This is a genomic window from Pseudidiomarina donghaiensis, assembly GCF_900116895.1.
GTDB lineage: Bacteria > Pseudomonadota > Gammaproteobacteria > Enterobacterales > Alteromonadaceae > Pseudidiomarina > Pseudidiomarina donghaiensis.
In genome coordinates this window covers 90102-108477 of sequence record NZ_FPCF01000002.1, presented here as the reverse complement: position 1 = coordinate 108477, position 18376 = coordinate 90102, and the positions used below count along the sequence as shown (strand labels likewise).

At 48.0% G+C, this 18376-nt stretch carries 23 protein-coding genes; 16 read left to right on the top strand and 7 right to left on the bottom strand.

Features of this window, described 5'->3' with window-relative positions:
* Positions 1–100: 100 nt before the first annotated feature.
* The 6 genes from BM334_RS06470 to BM334_RS06445 all read right to left on the bottom strand — a co-directional run bounded on the left by BM334_RS06470 (position 101) and on the right by BM334_RS06445 (position 5229).
* Positions 101–370, bottom strand: coding sequence for an EscU/YscU/HrcU family type III secretion system export apparatus switch protein (locus BM334_RS06470; protein WP_092839671.1), 270 nt, complete (start codon positions 368–370; stop codon positions 101–103).
* The gene (gene fliK, locus BM334_RS06465) at positions 367–1155 is read right to left on the bottom strand and encodes a flagellar hook-length control protein FliK (protein ID WP_126801841.1); all 789 of its coding nucleotides are present in this window, start codon (positions 1153–1155) and stop codon (positions 367–369) included. The genes BM334_RS06470 and fliK overlap by 4 nt, the downstream gene beginning before the upstream one ends.
* A 59-nt stretch (positions 1156–1214) precedes the next feature.
* Positions 1215–1574 carry a flagellar protein FliT gene (locus BM334_RS06460; RefSeq protein WP_092839665.1) on the bottom strand — a complete coding sequence of 120 codons (360 nt, stop codon included), beginning with the start codon at positions 1572–1574 and terminating at the stop codon, positions 1215–1217.
* Positions 1575–1579: 5 nt separating this feature from the next.
* Positions 1580–1978, bottom strand: a complete 399-nt coding sequence (gene fliS, locus BM334_RS06455) for a flagellar export chaperone FliS (protein WP_177215045.1) — start codon at positions 1976–1978, stop codon at positions 1580–1582.
* 11 nt (positions 1979–1989) lie between these two features.
* Positions 1990–3348, bottom strand: a complete 1359-nt coding sequence (gene fliD, locus BM334_RS06450; RefSeq protein ID WP_092839662.1) for a flagellar filament capping protein FliD — start codon at positions 3346–3348, stop codon at positions 1990–1992.
* A 165-nt stretch (positions 3349–3513) separates the two neighbouring features.
* Entirely contained in the window at positions 3514–5229 is a 1716-nt protein-coding gene (locus BM334_RS06445; protein ID WP_092839659.1) for an HD domain-containing phosphohydrolase, read from the bottom strand.
* Between the two features lie 223 nt (positions 5230–5452).
* On the opposite strand from BM334_RS06445, the gene BM334_RS06440 reads away from it, so the two are divergent.
* The 5 genes from BM334_RS06440 to BM334_RS06420 all read left to right on the top strand — a co-directional run bounded on the left by BM334_RS06440 (position 5453) and on the right by BM334_RS06420 (position 8102).
* A complete protein-coding gene (locus tag BM334_RS06440; protein WP_092839658.1) occupies positions 5453–6247 on the top strand; it encodes a flagellin N-terminal helical domain-containing protein in 795 nt (264 codons plus the stop codon).
* Positions 6248–6421: 174 nt separating this feature from the next.
* Complete coding sequence (locus BM334_RS06435; RefSeq protein WP_092839655.1) at positions 6422–6676, top strand: type II toxin-antitoxin system TacA family antitoxin; 255 nt, start codon at positions 6422–6424, stop codon at positions 6674–6676.
* Positions 6677–6702: 26 nt separating this feature from the next.
* Positions 6703–7230 carry a GNAT family N-acetyltransferase gene (locus tag BM334_RS06430; protein ID WP_092839652.1) on the top strand — a complete coding sequence of 176 codons (528 nt, stop codon included), beginning with the start codon at positions 6703–6705 and terminating at the stop codon, positions 7228–7230.
* Positions 7231–7302: 72 nt separating this feature from the next.
* Positions 7303–7656: a hypothetical protein gene (locus BM334_RS06425; protein WP_092839649.1), complete on the top strand. Its 354-nt coding sequence runs from the start codon at positions 7303–7305 to the stop codon at positions 7654–7656.
* A 98-nt stretch (positions 7657–7754) separates the two neighbouring features.
* Entirely contained in the window at positions 7755–8102 is a 348-nt protein-coding gene (locus tag BM334_RS06420; protein WP_092839646.1) for a flagellar protein FlaG, read from the top strand.
* A gap of 30 nt (positions 8103–8132) precedes the next feature.
* Here BM334_RS06420 and fliE read toward each other — a convergent pair whose 3' ends face one another.
* Complete coding sequence (gene fliE, locus BM334_RS06415) at positions 8133–8477, bottom strand: flagellar hook-basal body complex protein FliE (RefSeq protein ID WP_092839643.1); 345 nt, start codon at positions 8475–8477, stop codon at positions 8133–8135.
* A gap of 173 nt (positions 8478–8650) precedes the next feature.
* Here fliE and fliF point away from each other — a divergent pair, with 173 nt between their 5' ends.
* The 11 genes from fliF (at position 8651) to fliP (ending at position 18376) form a co-directional block, all read left to right on the top strand.
* Positions 8651–10417, top strand: a complete 1767-nt coding sequence (gene fliF, locus BM334_RS06410; protein WP_092839639.1) for a flagellar basal-body MS-ring/collar protein FliF — start codon at positions 8651–8653, stop codon at positions 10415–10417.
* Entirely contained in the window at positions 10404–11441 is a 1038-nt protein-coding gene (gene fliG, locus BM334_RS06405; RefSeq protein WP_198677361.1) for a flagellar motor switch protein FliG, read from the top strand. The genes fliF and fliG overlap by 14 nt, the downstream gene beginning before the upstream one ends.
* Positions 11425–12111, top strand: a complete 687-nt coding sequence (locus BM334_RS06400; RefSeq protein ID WP_092839636.1) for a flagellar assembly protein FliH — start codon at positions 11425–11427, stop codon at positions 12109–12111. Before fliG ends, BM334_RS06400 begins: the two co-directional genes overlap by 17 nt.
* A complete protein-coding gene (gene fliI / locus BM334_RS06395) occupies positions 12104–13477 on the top strand; it encodes a flagellar protein export ATPase FliI (RefSeq protein ID WP_092839633.1) in 1374 nt (457 codons plus the stop codon). Before BM334_RS06400 ends, fliI begins: the two co-directional genes overlap by 8 nt.
* Positions 13474–13920: a flagellar export protein FliJ gene (gene fliJ / locus BM334_RS06390; RefSeq protein WP_092839630.1), complete on the top strand. Its 447-nt coding sequence runs from the start codon at positions 13474–13476 to the stop codon at positions 13918–13920. Before fliI ends, fliJ begins: the two co-directional genes overlap by 4 nt.
* A gap of 16 nt (positions 13921–13936) precedes the next feature.
* Positions 13937–15154 carry a flagellar hook-length control protein FliK gene (locus BM334_RS06385; protein ID WP_092839627.1) on the top strand — a complete coding sequence of 406 codons (1218 nt, stop codon included), beginning with the start codon at positions 13937–13939 and terminating at the stop codon, positions 15152–15154.
* 64 nt (positions 15155–15218) lie between these two features.
* The gene (gene fliL / locus BM334_RS06380) at positions 15219–15710 is read left to right on the top strand and encodes a flagellar basal body-associated protein FliL (RefSeq protein WP_092839623.1); all 492 of its coding nucleotides are present in this window, start codon (positions 15219–15221) and stop codon (positions 15708–15710) included.
* Between the two features lie 45 nt (positions 15711–15755).
* Positions 15756–16871, top strand: a complete 1116-nt coding sequence (fliM, locus tag BM334_RS06375) for a flagellar motor switch protein FliM (RefSeq protein WP_092839619.1) — start codon at positions 15756–15758, stop codon at positions 16869–16871.
* A complete protein-coding gene (fliN, locus tag BM334_RS06370) occupies positions 16861–17265 on the top strand; it encodes a flagellar motor switch protein FliN (protein ID WP_092839616.1) in 405 nt (134 codons plus the stop codon). Before fliM ends, fliN begins: the two co-directional genes overlap by 11 nt.
* Positions 17262–17633 carry a flagellar biosynthetic protein FliO gene (gene fliO, locus BM334_RS06365; protein WP_092839613.1) on the top strand — a complete coding sequence of 124 codons (372 nt, stop codon included), beginning with the start codon at positions 17262–17264 and terminating at the stop codon, positions 17631–17633. The genes fliN and fliO overlap by 4 nt, the downstream gene beginning before the upstream one ends.
* Positions 17633–18376 (top strand): flagellar type III secretion system pore protein FliP, encoded by a 744-nt coding sequence (gene fliP / locus BM334_RS06360; RefSeq protein ID WP_092839610.1) that lies wholly within the window; start codon positions 17633–17635, stop codon positions 18374–18376. Before fliO ends, fliP begins: the two co-directional genes overlap by 1 nt.

Sequence of the window (18376 nt, the reverse complement as noted above, 5' to 3'; positions counted from 1 at the left end):
TAACAGTGTTGGTCAATAAAAATTGATCAATCTTTACAGTCTACATTTAATACAAACTTGTGTTTTATTTGTTAAAATAGACGCTCGCTAAAAATACAAATCAATGACTTGAGTCAACGCCTCTCGCCCAAATCAACAATTCCGCAACAACCAACCAAAGCGTTTGCGGTACATAATCATCTAGATCAATTTGCGACAAAAGATCGACCAATTCCGGCGAATCATGCACAAACACATTATGCTCGTTTGCCAGCGCAATGATCTTATCCGCGATCAATCCTTCGCCTTTTGCCACAACTTTTGGTGCTGGCTCAAATTCCTGATAACGCAACGCCACCGCTTTTTGTGTTTTTGGCTTTTCGTCATTCATAACGGCAACCTCGACACTGGAATATCGTCAATTTCTACGCCCGCGCCTAAACGCAGTCGCGCCAAAAGCCTTGACGTTGCCGTTTGCAACGACTCAACCAGCGGTTCAGCACATTGTAGCTGCATGGTAAGTCGCTTTTGTGACAACCGCATTTGTGCTCGTATTTCCCCAACATTTGGTAACGTGAGCTTTATTTCACTGTTCCAAGCTGGCGGCTCGGGCTCTTCGCCCTGTTTACGGCTCTGCTCGTCACGCCAACGCTGTACCAGCGGATTCACATCGGGTTGCACTAGCCACTGCAAATGAGCATTAGCCCATAACTCGGTATCGATACGAATCATACCCGAATTCAATAACTCAAGTTGCTGCCCTAAAATTTGCTGAATTTGTGGTGAGTTTGCACGAAACTGGCCAAGGTTATGTGGTTGCTGGCGTACCTGTATGAATGGGATTTTCTCTGCCGCCCAACGCGCCAATAACGCCTCGTAGAATAATCCTGAGTCTTTCACAATTGTCTGTAATCGGCCCATTAAGGTTAATGCATCAAGCTGCGTTGTTGCAGGAAATATTGGCGCGTTAAGCTTTATATGTCCGCCCATTTGCTGGGCACCGGGCTGATTACCTAACTGAGAACCTTGTGAAAACTGCGCTGGAAGCTGCTGCTGAAATGACTGAATGAGTTGCACTAAGCGTGCTATTTGTTGACCGGCTTGGCTAAACTCGGTGGTACTTGCTGTGGCTTGTATAGGTGCCACGGGTAAGGTGTGGCGGGGAAGAAGGTCCACCGATGAGCGTTGTTTCGCAACCTGGTGGACCAAAGTGTCCAATAATGGCGTTATGCTGCTCAATTGCGATAGCTGTGCTCAAGCTTCTGCTTTTTCTGCATGCTGAGCAACGTCTGCTCCAACATGGTGCGACGCGCGACTAATCGCTCCCGAATCTCACGGTCTTGATCCATGATGGTGCTCAAAAGTTGTAACTTGCTAAGCTGTTGGTCCTCAGACAGCTCAACTCCGGCTTCGGCGTGGTTCAACCGCTCCACCTCACGAACGTACTCAACTTCCGTTTCGATCAAGGTTTCCCAGTCTTCGTTGCGCACACTGGCGAGCATTCTGTTTGAATGTTCCAGCAGCGTCTGATACGACATAATGACCTCCGTCGGCGACATTAAATAGTCACGTTTTATTTGCGGTTGCGCGGCCACGAGCCTTACGCCCCTTCAACCTGTGGTTGAATTTCTTTCCAAGCAGAGCCGATTTGTTCTAATAACTCTGCCGCTTCGTCTAATTTTGCCACGTCATTTTTAAGGTTGGCTTGTAACAACAGCTGGCCTACATAGAGATATATTGATTCCAGTCGCTCAGCTAGCTCTCCGCCTTTTTCTTTATCCAAAGCAGCTAACAGACCTAAATTAACAATATCCGTCGCTTTGGTGATAGCCATACCTTTTTCAGCTACATTGCCGTTACCCATATGTAAACGCGCTGCTTTTATTTGCTTTTGCACGCCTTCGAACAACATCAAAATAAGCTTATGAGGGCTTGCCGAAAGTACGTGACTTTCAACATCCACACGACCATAAGCTGCTGCACCACGCATACCGTACATGTTATTTACCTCTAATTACCTTGCCCGAGCTGCGCATTTAGCGAAGCAAACTGCTGCTGTAAATACGCACTGGTTGAGTTCATATTAGCTATTAAACTATCCATCTGAGCGAACTGCTTACGATAACGTTCAACCGTATTGAAAATCCGCTCTTCTTCGCGAATGTAACGATCATCTAAACGGTCTAAACTATTCTTGAAACCGCTAATGCGGCTTTCCAATGGGCCATTTTCTGCCAATAAATTGGTCAAAGTGTTGTTTGTTAACGCTGAAAAGCCTTCGACTGTATCGGTTCCCGAGAAAAAGTTTTGAACATCAGCTAATTGACCTGAAACGGCCGAGCTAAGTTTTGTCTCATCAAGTTTTAATTGCCCACTTAGTTCAACTTCAATACCTAAATCACTAAGGGTTTTAAATGCCCCTTCTACACTGTTCGACATTGCATTTCGTAACTGTGATTGAACTGTGCGTAATCCACTATCACCCAGAAGTTGACCTGAGACACCAGTCTCCGCATCAAAGTTGTTCAAACCAGATATAGTCTTTTGAAGTTCGTTGTAGGATTCTACAAACTCTTTTACCGCACCAGTGATGCTCTCTTGATCACGATTTACCGAAATAGTGGCTTCACCTTCTTTGGCAAGTGACAATGTCACGCCTTCGATAGCTCCTTCCACTTGATTCGTTTGGCTACTAATCGCGATACCATTTAGCGTTAAATTCGCGTTCTGAGCAGTCACTTCTGTCGCATCATCAGTTACGATATTGCCCGCCAAAGCACCACTGTAGGTTATGTCTGTAAGCCCCGCATCCGTACCCGTTTTAGTTGAGCTAAATACCAGTCGGTAAGGAGTACCACTACCATCGTTAACAATAGAAGCCTGAACATCGGTTTGAGCGCTATTAATTTTGTCTCGGATATCATCTAACGATGTCTGCCCATCTGCAAAGTCGACAGTGTGCGTGGTCCCATTTCCTAATGTGAATGAAACACTACCAGTGCCAGTGCCCAGACTTGCGGTTCTATCTGCTACACCTTGAGTTGCCACACTATATGAGCGTGCCAAATTAGTTACATTGACTGAATAGCTGCCAAGTGCGGTATTATTCGAAGCTGCGACACTTAAGACGTCGTTATTCACACTACTTGTTGTGGCCCCAAAAGTATTCGCTTCACCCAGCTTCTTGACAGCATCTTGAAACTTAGTCAAACCGCTTTCCAGCTTGCCGTAAGCAGAAATTTTTGCTTCATAGCTACGCTTTTGTTGCGTGATCGGTTGCAGTCGCTGACGCTCAGCCGATTCAAGCTGATTCAGCAAGCCGTTCAGGTCTAAGCCCGAACCGATACCTAATGCTGCAATGGATGCCATGGTGATAACCCCTATTTCTATATCAGTCAGTTTGCATGAATAAATTCAATTCAAAACCGATAAAAAGCGACGCAAAACACGCCTATTCTTTCTTATCGGCCATTATTTATTCAACTTTAGTATTTTTAATATAACTATTTTTGATACGCCGGTTGGCGTAATAGATCAACTTTCCGGCACCAATACGTCGCGAATACGACCAAACTCAGCTAAAGCTGCACCTTCAATCGGTGGGCCAAGTTTGTCATCTGGCGCCAACTTGTGTGGAGATATACGGATGCGATTTACGCGTTTCTTCGCGTCTAAACCGACAACCCAACCGAATTGGCCTTTTTCAAAGCGAAGTAACGACCCAATCGGTAACGGGCCAAAATGTGCGATATAACGTTTCACCCAGGCCTCATCAAATTGATCAGTACGGGTCTGCATTGACTTCGCCGCCGCAACCGGGCTCATGGCTGGTCGATCGGGTCGGTTGCGCTGAATCGCATCAATCGCGTCTACTACCGCAGCAGCGCGTGCTAACTGCCCTAGCTGCTTATCCTTCAAGCCATTGGGGTAGCCTGAACCATCAAGCCGTTCATTTATTTGTGCAATCACGTTGTCGCGTACCACGGGGGCTAGCCACTTCACGTTTTCCAGCTTCTCTACAATAGCTTCAACGTGACTTTGCATTTCTTCGTAAACATCAGTACTTAAGGTGGTGGCCCGCCAAATTTCCGGAGGTAACGTCCCTTTACCTAAGTCATGCACCATAGCTGCTGCCACGACAGCCTTACGCAAATCACGCGGCATTTTTGCCGCATTCAGTAAATCAGCTAAACGCACCGCAACTGCTAAGCCGTGCTTGACCCACCGCGACTCGCGATGAATACAATGCACCGAGAACAGCGTTTCCTGGCGATCATCTTCTAACATGTCAAGAATACGATCAGCATGCAGCGATAGTTGCGACGAGTTGACCTGCTGCCCCTGCTTCATCACCACCATTTGGCTATCAAGGTAACCAGCAATACGCGCCATTTTGCGCGCCATGGGTGTGGCATAGGTATGGCCATGACGGCGGCTGAGTTTTTGGTCGTTTTCATCGCGTACGCGGAATAACTCCGACTCGCTGCGGCTATCGCCATTGCCGGCGCTGCGCGACGCTTCGCGCTCTATTTCGCGCACATAGCCCCAAATTTCACGCTCTTGCGGCTTACTCACATCTTCAAACTCAAACCCAACCGCGAGCACCTGGCGATCATTGTCGGTTTTTAAATGCCGAACCTTAGCCTTCACTTCAAACGAAGTACCGTTGGGAAAATATAATTCTATTTCGGTGGCAATATCTGGCAACACGCGTGACACGCCATCTTGCATAAAAAATTCAGCCAAACAGCCGGTTGCTGACAGATCTTTTAAGTCGCCCTGTAGTTCTACTAGCTCTTCTTTGTCATTATCTTTACTTCGTACGTGCACACCCACGTTCATGCCAATGCGCAAACTGGCGCGGAAACTAGCACGGCGTTGCTTCACATGAATTTCCGTTGGCCAATCGGCATACGCCAATAAACGGCTTTCTACGGTGGTGAACTCGCGAATAGATATGGGGTTGGTGCGCACTAAGCCACCGGGGGTAAAACCGGAAAGAATAAACTTACCACCGCGGCGCAGCGGCGGCGCTACGTCACGAATGGCAGTCAAATCGAACAATAAATAGTCTTCTTCTAACTGCTCTACCAACACCACTGGATGATCTTTCTCTGCTGGCCCAAGCAACGTCAACATCGCCACGCCCGGCTGACTTAATGCGTCATAATATGTCGCAAGTTCAACCACGCTATTTATTGGCGTAAATTCATTTTCAGCGCTTTGGGCTGCTTGACTGGCCTCGCTCACGCGATGCTCCTTTCCATAGTAATCTTCTTATTCCATGTATCGGCATATTTACCATAGCCTTTAATATCGGCCCCGTTAATATAGCAAGCGTTAGATAGGCTTTCGAAAATATTTTTCAGGTTTTTCAAAAAAAGTTCTAAAGGTTTTTTTTAACCCACCGATAACCCTTAGCGACGGCAGGCCAAACTAGGCAGCCTAATTTGGAAACAGAAGGAATAAGACTATGTCAGTTATCAACACAAACATGACCTCACTGATCGGTCAGCAAAACCTCCAGAAGTCACAGTCTTCACTGCAAACTTCAATGGAGCGTCTGTCTTCAGGCCTGCGTATCAACAGCGCCAAAGACGATGCAGCTGGTCAAGCAATTGCTAACAAAATGACTTCACAGATTCGTGGCCTTGCACAAGCACAGCGAAATGCAAACGATGGTATCTCTCTGGCTCAAACTGCAGAGGGTACTTTGAATCAAGTGAACGATAACTTACAACGTATCCGTGAGTTAGCTGTTCAAGCTCGCAACGGAACAAACTCTGCTGAAGATATTTCTGCGCTTCAAGCTGAAGTTGATGAGCGTTTATTAGAGATCGGCCGTGTGGTTGACGATGCAGAATTTAACGGCATTAAGTTATTTGACGGCGACGCAGCAGGCTTTGATATCCAAGTTGGCGCGAATGATGCCGAAGTTATCAATATTGCACAGCTAGATTCAACAGCTTATAAATTGGCGACTTTCGTTGTTGATACCGGCACTCTTGCAGACTTAGATACAGCGATTGAAGCAGTCGACGTTGCACGTAGCGATTTAGGTGCAAAACAAAACCGTTTTGAATCAGCTATCGACAATATCAGCACAACTATGACGAACCTATCAGCAGCGCGTTCACGTATCGAAGACGCTGACTACGCAGTTGAAGTATCAAACATGACTCGTGCGCAGATTCTTCAGCAGGCTGGTACTTCGGTTCTTGCGCAAGCAAACCAGGTTCCACAAGGCGTATTGTCACTGTTGGGTTAATACCTACAGGGCTAATCCCCTTAATGATGAAAGGCACCTTCGGGTGCCTTTTTTATTGGCTGGCTAAAACCAAACAAAATAAATACGTATATTATCCGTATAATATTGACGAGTTATGAGCGCTAAACTATAGTTACGACATTGTTTAATAACCAACCACTTTGGATATACTTCATGCACTCAGCCAAATCAGCGCGAATTGAGCTAAAAACCACGCCCGAGGTAAAGCGGGAGTTGGAGCAAGCGGCGGCATTGTCCGGTGTAACGCTGACATCATTTATTATCAATCAGGCACACACTGAGGCGCGGCGTGTCACGACGGAGCAAAATGTGGTTCGGCTAAACCAACAAGCTTGGTCGGCATTATCACAAGCGATTAACGAGCCGGCGCAACCCACTGACGCACTCAAAGATTTGATGAAACGTTAATACCCAATAAGCAAGGAAGCTTTATCATGACAATGAGCATAAAACCGCTGTGCCAGGTTACCCAAGAATTATCCCCGCTATTGAAGCGCTTTGATTGTGGGGTGCCTTTTCTGAACCAATTTGCACGCAAAAAACTCGTCAAGCGCCACCAACAAGACTTACATAAAGCACTGCTCGCATTAACCGACAGCGCCATAGCCGGTTACGCCACTACCAAAACAAATATTCTTGTGTGCGAAGATATTGACCCAATGCTCGCGGGGTCTGCGAGTCTGCCGCCGCAACTGCCAACTATAAGCCTCGAGCAAATAGCCACCGACTTACGATTTCAACGCCAAGGTGTCGGCTCACAATTATTAAAGGAAGTTTTATGTATTGTCGCCAAAGTATCTGAGCAAACCGGTGTATACGGGCTTCACCTTTGGGCGCACCCTGATTCTGTGGTGTTTTACCAAAAACTAGGGTTTATTTCCCTGCAAAAAGAAACCCGCGCTGGGCTTGAATTAACGCTCATGTTTTTATCTGCAGCAACCATTCGTAACGCAATAAATTAAAGTTGCCGGTGCATTTGCCGATAACGAAAGATGGCCTAAAAAACGGCCTAATTCTCGTACAAGGTAACCAACATGAAAGCACCCAGCGCAAACGTCACGTCAGAGCAGTTGATGAATGACGTGATTCCTAAGCTAAGAACGGTCGAGTTTATTTTGGAAAGCAAGCTCAAGGCCGCGATACAAAACAGCACGGATGCGCAGCAAAAAGAGAAGTACGAGCGTCAGCGGCAAGAGTTTGAACTAGAGCTGATGATGATTCAGATGAACCTGGATCATTTGCTGAGCCGGTATGCAGACATTATTAAGCCACAAGACGGTACCCGCGGTGAGAACACCTATTTAGAATTAGACGATAGTGAACGTGTGGCGTTATCGGCTATTATGAATTTATACAGCAAAGTCAGTGCATTAGCGTCGACTTTATAGTTTTATTGGGCACGGCTAAAGTTTGAGCAGTTGAGGCCGATATCCAATTTAAGCGAAAAAGAAAAAGCGAAACGTTTCGTATTTTTGGAGAATACAGCATGGCTACCCCAATTAATGAAGCCACTTCAAATTGGCCGGTGACAACCGCTGCCGCAGAAAAGCAGCGTTTAGACCGTGTATTGCAGCAACTGCCTGCGGTGCGTCAAAGTGAAGCGCAGCGCGAAGTTAAAAAAGATGAATTGGTGAAACCCGTTCAGCAAATTAACGAAGTGATGAATAACTATGGTATTCACTTCGAAATGAACGATGATGCCGGCAAAATGGTGATTAAAGTGGTTAGCCAAGAAACCGGTGAGGTCATTCGTCAAATACCCAACGAAGAGGTGCTGCGTATTGCTCAGCACTTGCATGAAATGTCTGGGTTATTGGTGCGTGAAGAGGCCTAAGGCCTCTTCCGTGGCACAATTCAGTAAGAACTACACCTGCATGTTCATAATATCTTTATAAGCACTCACTAGCTTATTCCGTACTTGCACGCCCATATCAAACGCCAAACCGGCTTTTTGCTTATCCACCATCACTTGGTTTAGCGACACATTCGGGTCGCCTAGTTGAAAGGCTTTGGTGGTTGCCGCTGAGGATTGCTGCAGTGAGTTAATGCGCTCAATGGAGTTCTTCAACTCGCCCGCAAAACCACCGTTTTGCGCTTTTTCAACGCCTGGCTGCACGTTTAAATTTACTTTCGCCGCAGCCGGTGCCGCCACTTCAGCTTTCATGGTTTGCATTTGCTGTAACGCGGTTTGAATAGCCGGTACGCTCATGTGTCTATCCTCTTACACAGTATCAATTACATGCAGCAACTATACGCGCGCGCAAGTAATGTGAAGCGCGTAATAAAGCATAAAAAAGTGCGCTTATTGTCACTTTGACTTGCATTACCTTGGGCATAATATGCAGTAGATAAATCCGTGCACAAATTGAATTGAGATACCCAATGGAAGCAACGCAAGCACAAACAGTAAACAGCCCAGGGGCAGCTGCTACGGCGGCTCCGCAGCAATGGCTGAACAAGCTAAAACAAAGTGGTTTAGTGCCGCTGCTTATTGGCGGTGCGGCCTTTATTGGTTTGGTGTTTGCCTTGGTCATGTGGGCCAGCGCCCCTGAGTACCGCGTGTTGTATAGCAATTTAAGCGAGGCCGATGGCGGCCGTATTGTGAACGAACTCGATACCCGTCAAATTCCCTATCAGTTAAATGGTGCTGGCACTATTTTGGTACCGAGTGATCAAGTGCATAAGTTGCGCTTACAAATGGCTGAGCAAGGCTTGCCGCAAGGTGGCAACGCTGGGTTTTCACTGATGGATAACCAGGCGTTTGGCATTAGCCAATTTGCTGAACAAGTGAATTTCCAACGGGCACTTGAAGGCGAATTATCGAGTTCTATGGAGTCGTTAGGCCCAGTGCAAAAAGCGCGGGTGCATTTAGCCATGGCCAAAGCTTCGGTGTTTGTGCGCGAGCGTGAACCTGCCAAGGCATCGGTTATTCTAACGCTTCACCCGGGCCGTAAACTTGGTGATGGCCAAGTACAAGCCATTATTCATATGGTATCCAGCAGTGTTCCCGAACTTGCGCCTGATAATGTAACCGTGGTGGACCAATACGGTGCCTTGTTATCACAGAATAATCGTGACGATGCCTTAAGTGGCTCTAAGCTGGATTATATTCAGCAAGTTGAGCGCTCATACCAGCAACGCATTGAAAATATCCTGATTCCTATTCTTGGCCGCGACAACATCAAAGCACAGGTAGTTGCGCAAGTTGATTTCTCGAAGCGTGAAGCGACTGCTGAGCGCTATAGCCCGAACCAAACTGCTGACACAGCAGCTATTCGCAGCATTCAACGCAATACGAATATGCAAGGCTCAGGCAATGGCGCCATGGGTATTCCAGGCGCGCTAACTAACACTCCGCCCGGTGTCGAACCATCGCCGATTGAAACGCCTGCTGAAGGCGAAGAAGGTGAAGTAACAACAAATACCGGCACCCGCGCTGTGCAACAAGACCAAGTGGTGAACTATGAGCTTGACCGTTTTGTTGAGCACGTTGATCACCAACGCGGCCAACTAGAGCGTTTATCGGTTGCTGTGGTGATTAACCATCGCACCACACTAGACGAAGAAGGCAACCCGCAAATGGTGCCGCGCAGCGACGAAGAACTTGAGTACATTAATCGTCTCGTACGACAAGCGATGGGCTTTCAAGAAGCCCGCGGTGATCAAATTGAAGTGGTAAACAGCCCCTTTGTGAACGAACAAGACACGATTATAGAAGAGCCTTGGTACAAACAGCCTGCAATGATGCAGTTAGCGCAAAACCTTGTGCGCTATGTGTTAGCAGGTATCGGTATCTTGCTGCTGTACTTGTTGCTGTTGCGCCCAATTATGAAGCGCTATGTGCACATAACTCCAGCAGCTGAAGGCGCTGCCGCATCCAACGGTAAAGGCACCCTGCGAGCAGTAGTAGGCGATGACGATGACATGGAGGAAGTTGTGGTGAAACGCCGTCGTCGAAAAGACGGTTCAAGCTATGACGAAGAAGATGATTTTGACGACGAAGAAGTACCCGGCGACAGTTTCCACTGGCCAGAGAAGAGTAAGAGCTATACCCAAGCTCTTGCCAAAGCGAAAGAAATTGCGCAATCGAATCCGCGCCAGGTAGCCCGTATTTTACAGAATTGGATGAACGAAGATGACCACGTCTAGCGCAACCGACAGAAACGCGGACAAAAGCGTTGCCAAAGAAATGACCGGCTTGCGTCGCTCGGCGCTGCTGTTGTTAATGCTCGAAGAAGAGTCTGCCGCGGAAGTGTTTAAGCATTTTTCGCCCAATCAGATTCAAAAAATCAGTAAAGAAATGACCAAGCTTTCGGATGTGTCACACGCAGATATTAAAGCTGTTCTTGAGATGTTCCATAACGATCTGTCTAACACGCCGTCCTTAGACAAGTACGACGACTACGTGCGTTCGGTACTAACCAAAGCTTTGGGTTCAGATCGCGCCAACACGCTTATTGAAGACGTGCTTGAGCATAAAGTTGGCGGCATTGGTATTGATGCCCTAAACATGATGGACGTGCCTGAGGTAGCCGAGATGATTCGCGATGAGCATCCGCAAATTATCGCGACCATCTTAATTCACCTCGACCGCGCACAAGCGGCGGGCGTTCTAGAATTATTTGATGAGCGCTTACGCAATGACGTTGTCTTGCGTGTAGCAACGTTTACTGGTGTGCAGCCAGCAGCATTGCAAGAACTCACCGAAGTGCTTGGCGGCATGCTAGATGGCCAGTCGCTGAAACGCAGCAAAATGGGCGGCGTGCGTACTGCGGCAGAAATTCTTAACTTGCTTAGCGCTGGCCAAGAGGACACCGCACTGGAGAATATTCGCGCCTACAACGACGAACTGGCTCAAAAAATTGTCGACGAAATGTTCTTGTTCGAAAACCTTATGGACCTCGACGACCGCAGTATTCAGGTACTGCTACGGCAAATCGAAACCACCTCTCTGGTGGTGGCGCTCAAAGGTGCCGACGATGGCTTGGTCGAGAAATTCTTGCGCAATATGTCGCAGCGTGCGGCGCAGCTTATTCGCGAAGAAATGGAAACTCGTGGGCCTATTCGTGTTTCACAGGTTGAAAGCGAGCAGAAAGCAATTCTGCAAGTGGTTCGTCGCTTGGCCGACTCGGGCGAAATTGTGTTGAGTAGTGGTGATGATGCCTTCGTCTAATACCAACAACCAGTGGCGTAGCTGGAACATGGAGCCATTGGCCGCGAAGCAAAAGCGCGATGCTAAACAACAGGCACAAGCCGATCAAGCGCAATTTGATCAACAAAGTGAATTGCGTAAATTGCGCGAAGATGCTCGTCAACAGGCCTACGAAGAGGGCCTAAAGGCCGGCCGCGAAGCTGGCTACCAAGCTGGCCACGAAGAAGGTTTAAAGGCTGGCCGCAAGGAAGGTTTGGCACAGTACAACCAGCAGCTAAACATAGCGTTAGCGCCGTTAGGCGAACTGATTAAAGAAGCAAACGCAGCCGTACACGGTATGGACGCACATTTGTCAGAAAGTTTACTGCAATTGGCGTTAACGGTAGGCCGACAATTAGCTGGAGAAGCGCTTGATGCAAATCCAGAACAAGTTTTAGAGCTTATTCGTGCCATTTTGCACGAAGACCCCATGCTTACTGACAAACCCGTATTACTGTTAAATCCCGACGATTTAGCACTGGTGAAGCAGCATTTGGAACAAGAAATTGCCGTTGTCGGCTGGAAGCTTCGCGCCGATGAGCGTTTAGAGCGTGGCGGTTGCCGTTTAATCAGCGCTAACGGTGAATTAGACGCCACCATTGAAACCCGTTGGCAACGTATTGTGCATCAACTCAGAGGAAGCCATGGCTAACGCCCAGCAGCAACTCGACCAATGGCTGGTGACGCTTAATAGCGTGAACCAGCGCCTACAGCACTTACCCCAGTGGTACATGTGCGGTCGATTGGTGCGCGCCACTGGCATGGTGTTGGAAGCCGTTGGTTTGAAGTTACCGGTGGGTAGCAGTTGCGTGATTGAGCTGCCACAGCACGGCGAAGCCTTGGTGGAAGCTGAAGTAGTTGGTTTCGCCGGCGACATTACCTATTTAATGCCGCTAGATGCAGTGCAGGGATTAGTGCCCGGTGCACGCGTGATGCCGCTGAACGATGGCCACAATGACAGCCGGCGTTTCCCGCTTGGCGAAAATTTATTGGGCCGCGTATTAGATGGCAGTGGCCGCCCGCTTGATAACAAGCCGCTACCTAAACAAGTCGATTACGGCTACTTAGCAACAAAAACCATCAACCCGATGCAACGCGCTCCTATTGATACCGCCATTGATGTGGGCATTCGAGCCATTAACGGGCTGTTAAGCGTGGGCCGCGGCCAGCGCATGGGCCTGTTTGCCGGTTCTGGCGTGGGTAAATCGGTATTGCTTGGCATGATGGCGCGCTTCACCAAAGCCGATGTGATTGTGGTTGGCTTAATTGGTGAACGTGGGCGCGAAGTGCAAGAGTTTATAGACAATATTTTAGGTGCAGAAGGCATGGCACGCTCGGTAGTGGTGGCGGCCCCTGCTGACGCTTCGCCGTTGCAGCGTTTACAAGGAGCTTCGTACGCAACTCGTTTAGCGGAAGATTTTCGCGATAAGGGCAAACATGTGCTGCTGATCATGGACTCGCTGACGCGGTTTGCCATGGCACAACGCGAAATAGCCCTAGCTATTGGTGAGCCACCAGCCACCAAAGGCTATCCACCTAGCGTATTTGCAAAAATTCCCGCGTTAGTGGAGCGCACAGGTAATGGTGTACGTGGTGGCGGCTCAATTACAGCGTTCTATACTGTATTAACCGAAGGTGATGACCAACAAGACCCCATTGCCGATTCAACCCGCGCCATTTTGGACGGTCACATTGTGTTGTCTCGCAACTTAGCGGAAAGCGGTCATTACCCGGCTATTGACGTAGAAGCTTCTATCAGCCGTGTAATGCCATCGGTAACGACATTGGGTCATCAACAACAAGCTCAACGCTTGAAGAAATTATTCTCTGTTTACCAGCGTAATCGCGACTTAATTAGCGTTGGGGCGTATAGCCCAGGGCACGACCCGTTACTTGACCAAGCGGTGCAAAAGTTCCCGCAAATAGAAGCCTATTTGCAGCAAAAAATGAACGACCAAGCACCCATTGATCAAGCGCAACAACGCTTAACTGAATTAGTAGGAGGTTCGTCGTCATGAATAGCGTCGTTCTTGCCCACTTAACCGAGCAAGCTGAAAAAGCACGCAACGAAGCGGCCAAATTATTGGCTGAAGAGCGTCAAAATAAGCAAAAAATTGCCATGCAGCTGCAGACGTTGCAGCAGTATCGAAATGACTATGCCGTGCAGCTGCAACAGCAAATGCAAAACGGTATTGCCACCCACTTATTGACGAATTACCGGCACTTTTTGGCAAGTTTAGATCACGCCATACAACGTGCACAAAATGCGCTAGTCGACCAAGCAGGTAAAGTTGATAAAAGCCAACAGCAATGGCAAACCAAGCAACGAAAATTGGCTTCTTATGAAACACTCGTCGACCGTAAAGCGGCGGCTGCAGTTAAAGTTGCTAACAAACGAGAACAAAAGTTGGCGGATGAACTTTCGTTAGCAATGTACATGCGCCAGCGCGGGCTGCGTTAGGAGAAACAAGGTGAGCATGATGGTAAATTTTAATCATTTAGTGAATACCGCACCGAGCGCCAATAAAGGCTCGGCAACTGCGTCGGAAGGCGCTGCGCCGTCACAAGGTTTTGCCGCCTTATTCGCTGCTTTGCAGCCACAAGCTGGCAATGTAAACCAAGCACCCTCGCAAGCTCAGTTGCAGCAATTAGCTAAAAGCTTGAACGCTAATGAACAAGAGCAGCTTCTTGAGCAAGCCGACTTAAGCCCTGAAACTATCGCGCTCATTGTTGCCCAGTTACAACAGCAACAAGCGATACAACAGCCTCAAGTAACTGCTGAACAACCGGCCGGTGCGCTACATCAAGTGGCTGAAACAAGCACAACTAAAAGTTTCACCGCAAACCTTGCCACGCAATCACAGGCACAAGTTCCAGCCTTAAACGCGGGGCAACAAACAGCTGAGAATAATGCCCCTTTAACTGCCGGGCCGCTGTTATCAGGTAAAGTTACCGAGGCTGACAAGCAAGCGCAACCGCCGGTGTTTACCACCCCTGTAGCACCGCGCAATCCAGAACAGACCGACGCTCGTATTGCGACGACACCGCTGCTGGCCGACTTGAAACCGGTTGACCAAATAACGCCTATTGATAGCGCTCGCCCTGCGCAAGTGGCAATGCCTTCCATGACTGCTAGCATAGTCATGATTGACGCCCCTGTTGCGCAATCAACACAATCAGCGCAGGCGGCAACAGCGACTCCTAGCACGACAGTAACAACGGCTTCTCTTGCAGCACCCGTAGGCAGCCAAGCTTGGGCCAACCAACTGCAGCAAAACGTTCTGCAAATGGTTATGCACAATCAAAACGAAATGACATTGCGCTTACACCCAGCCGAGTTAGGCCCTTTGCAAGTGCAATTGCGCGTGGATGACACCACCGCACAGCTCAATATTTTGACCCATAGCCAGCAGGTTCGCGGTGCACTTGAACAAGCGCTACCTACACTGCGTGAAGCATTGGCCAACCAAGGCATTCAATTAGGTGAATCTAACGTCAATGACCAAGCCCAGCAGTTTGCTCAGCAACAAGCACGGCAGCAAGCACAGCAATGGGCTGCGAATGAACAAAGCAATGCACAAAATTTTGACGAAAATACTGTAGAAAGTTCGGAATCGGCCGAAAATACTGACATGGGTGAAAATTCTCGGCATACTGCCGCCGCCCGAAATGGTCAAGTCGATATCTTTGCTTAATCGTGCGCTAACAATGAGCGATATAAAGCAAAGGCTTAGCTGATAAAGAACGAAGGAATATAACATGGCGCGTAAAAACGACACACCGGCAGCTCCAAGCGGAAACAATTCGCCGATTATGCTGATTATTTTGATATTGGTGCTGGTGCTCATTGGCGCAAACACCTACTTACTGTGGGACACGCGTAATTTAGCCGCGGCCACAGCTATGGGCGCAACACCAGCTGAACCAGAGCCGACCGACCCTGTATTTTTATCGATACAGCCATTTACAGTGAATTTAGCCAGTGACCAATTTGGCCCACGCTTACTTTACGCTGGGTTAACGCTTGAATTACCAAGCGAACAAGTAAAAATGACGTTAACGAAGAATATGCCACAGGTCCGTAATCGTCTGTTGGTGCTACTGTCAGGTCAAGAGGCGGAAAAAATCGCTCAGTCTGAGGGTAAGAAGATTCTAGCAAAAAGTATTATGGACTCGCTTAGCGCTCCATACCAAGGCGATGAAGCTTTAGCCATAAACGACGTATTATTTACTGAGTTTATTGTTCAATAATTTGTTCAATAAGTTATTCAGTAACTAAAATAACCAAGAGTATTTATGAGTAACGGACACCAACTGTCACAAGATGAGCTTGATGCATTACTAGCCGGTGTGGTTGACGATGATGCACATAGCGATGACGACACCACAGCTGCGACTGCCGCAGATGTTGGCATAGACGCGCTTGCTCAAAAACCGAAGCACAAGGTCAAGCAACAACCGTTTGACCCCGGTTCGCAAGCTCGAATTGTCCGTGAACGTTTGCACACCCTTGAAGTTATTAACGAGCGTTTTGCGCGTCAGTTTCGTATGAACTTGTTTAACTTATTGCGCCGTAACGCGGACATTACGGTTGAGTCCGTAAAATACCAGCGTTTTAGTGACTTTGCCGACGCCACACCAACACCAACAAACTTAAACATTATCTCAATGAAACCGCTGCGCGGTAGTGCACTCGTGGTGTTTCCCCATGCGTTAGTTTCAATGATTGTCGAGAACTTATTTGGTGGCGATGGTCGCTTTATGACGCGTAACGAAGCCCGGGAATTTACCGGTACCGAGCAGCGCATTATCAACCGCGTGCTTAACTTGGCCATAGACGCGTACCAAGAGTCTTGGCGCGCGGTACACCCGCTTGAAATTAGTTACATTCGCTCTGAAATGCAGCCGAAATTTGCGGCAATCACTAGTTCGCCCAGTGAAATTGTCGTGACCACCACCTTCCACTTAGAAGTGGGTAATCTCGACAGTAACTTCAAAATTTGTATGCCGTACGCCATGGTTGAACCGCTACGTGACAAGCTGACCAACTTGCGTGCCGACATAGGCGGTAACAGTAATGACAAGGCGTGGCGCCAGCGCATTACTCATGAGCTACAAGCTTCTAGCGTTGAACTTATTGCCAACTTTGTGGATATTCCCATGCGTATTCCGCAAGTCATGTCTCTCAAACCTGGCGACGTGCTACCTATTGAATTACCCGAAACAGTCACCGCCACGGTAAACGCATTGCCGATTATGGAATGCGAATTTGGCAGCCTTAATGACAATCGTGCACTTAAAGTGAAGCGGTTGCTTGAAAATCACCGATTCCCGCAGTCATTCATGCGTGAACGCAATAAAGGCGGCATTTTTACCCCAATGCGCGCAAAGGAGTCCTCTGATGACGAATAAAGACAATGTAACCCCAGATAATGAACAAGATCCGTGGGCTGACGCGTTAGACGAAGAAAACGGCGCTGCCGCTGACGAAAATGCCAACAGCGTGTTCAAACCTCTAGAAAGTTCAGCCGCCGCTACCTCAATGAACGAGCTGGATATCATCATGGATATTCCAGTCAAGTTGAGCGTAGAATTAGGCCGCACGCGCATAACTATTAAACAACTGCTAGAATTAGCCCAAGGCTCCGTTGTTGAACTTGACGGTTTAGCTGGCGAGCCGATGGATATATTGATTAACGGATACCTAATAGCTCAAGGCGAAGTGGTTGTTTTAGATGACAAATACGGTATTCGTATTACCGAAATTGTCACGCCTTCAGAGCGCGTACAAAAACTAAATCGATGAACGAAACCTCAACTGCAGAACTTGATACCGGCCTTGCACTGCTTGGCCAAGTAACCTTAGTGCTGATATTAATCATCGGCATTATTCTGCTGTGCGCATGGTTATTTCGAAAAATTAACGGCACATCGTTTAGTCATTCAAAATTACTTCATGTTGTCGGTTCAGTGGCTGTTGGGCAGCGCGAGCGTGTCGTCATCGTTGAGGTCAATAACACCTGGTTGGTGCTCGGCGTTGCTTCCGGCCAAGTCACTAAGCTACATGAACTGCCAGCGCAAGAACGCCCAGAGCCGCAGTTAAACAGTTTTGCAGCACGCTTATCGCAAGCTCTCAACAAAACTTCAGATAAGCCAACTGAAGAGGCCAAATAATGCGCATTGTTTGGCTGGTGGTCGTTGCCCTTACTCTTTTTATCATTCCATTTGAAGCCCTAGCGCAGTCTATTCCAGGTGTCGTGGTCGAGCCCACTGAAAATGGCGGTCAGCAGTGGTCGTTGTCGCTGCAAACGTTACTCTTTTTAACCAGCCTAACGTTTTTGCCGGCCGTACTTTTAATGATGACCTGCTTTGTGCGACTCATTATTGTGTTTGGCCTACTGCGTACTGCAATGGGAACTCAGTCGGCGCCACCAAATCAGGTGCTACTTGGGCTCGCGTTATTTCTAACGTTTTTTATTATGGCGCCGGTATTTAACCAAATTTACGACATCGCGTGGCTGCCATTTAGCCAAGACGCCATAGATTTTCCACAATTTTTAGAACTTGCTTCAGGCCCAATGCGTGAGTTTATGCTGGCCCAAACGCGCGAACCCGACTTGGCATTGTTTGCCGGCTTAGCCGACGTTGGCCCTATGGCGACTCCTCAAGATGTGCCATTTCATGTATTGGTGCCCTCGTTTGTCACCAGCGAATTGAAAACCGCGTTTCAGATTGGTTTTACTATTTTTATTCCGTTTTTAATTATCGACTTAGTGGTAGCCAGTGTGCTTATGGCGCTAGGTATGATGATGGTTCCGCCAGCCACGATATCTTTGCCGTTTAAGCTCATGCTGTTTGTATTGGTGGACGGTTGGCAGCTACTTATTGGCTCGCTTGCAGCCAGCTTTTACGTGTAG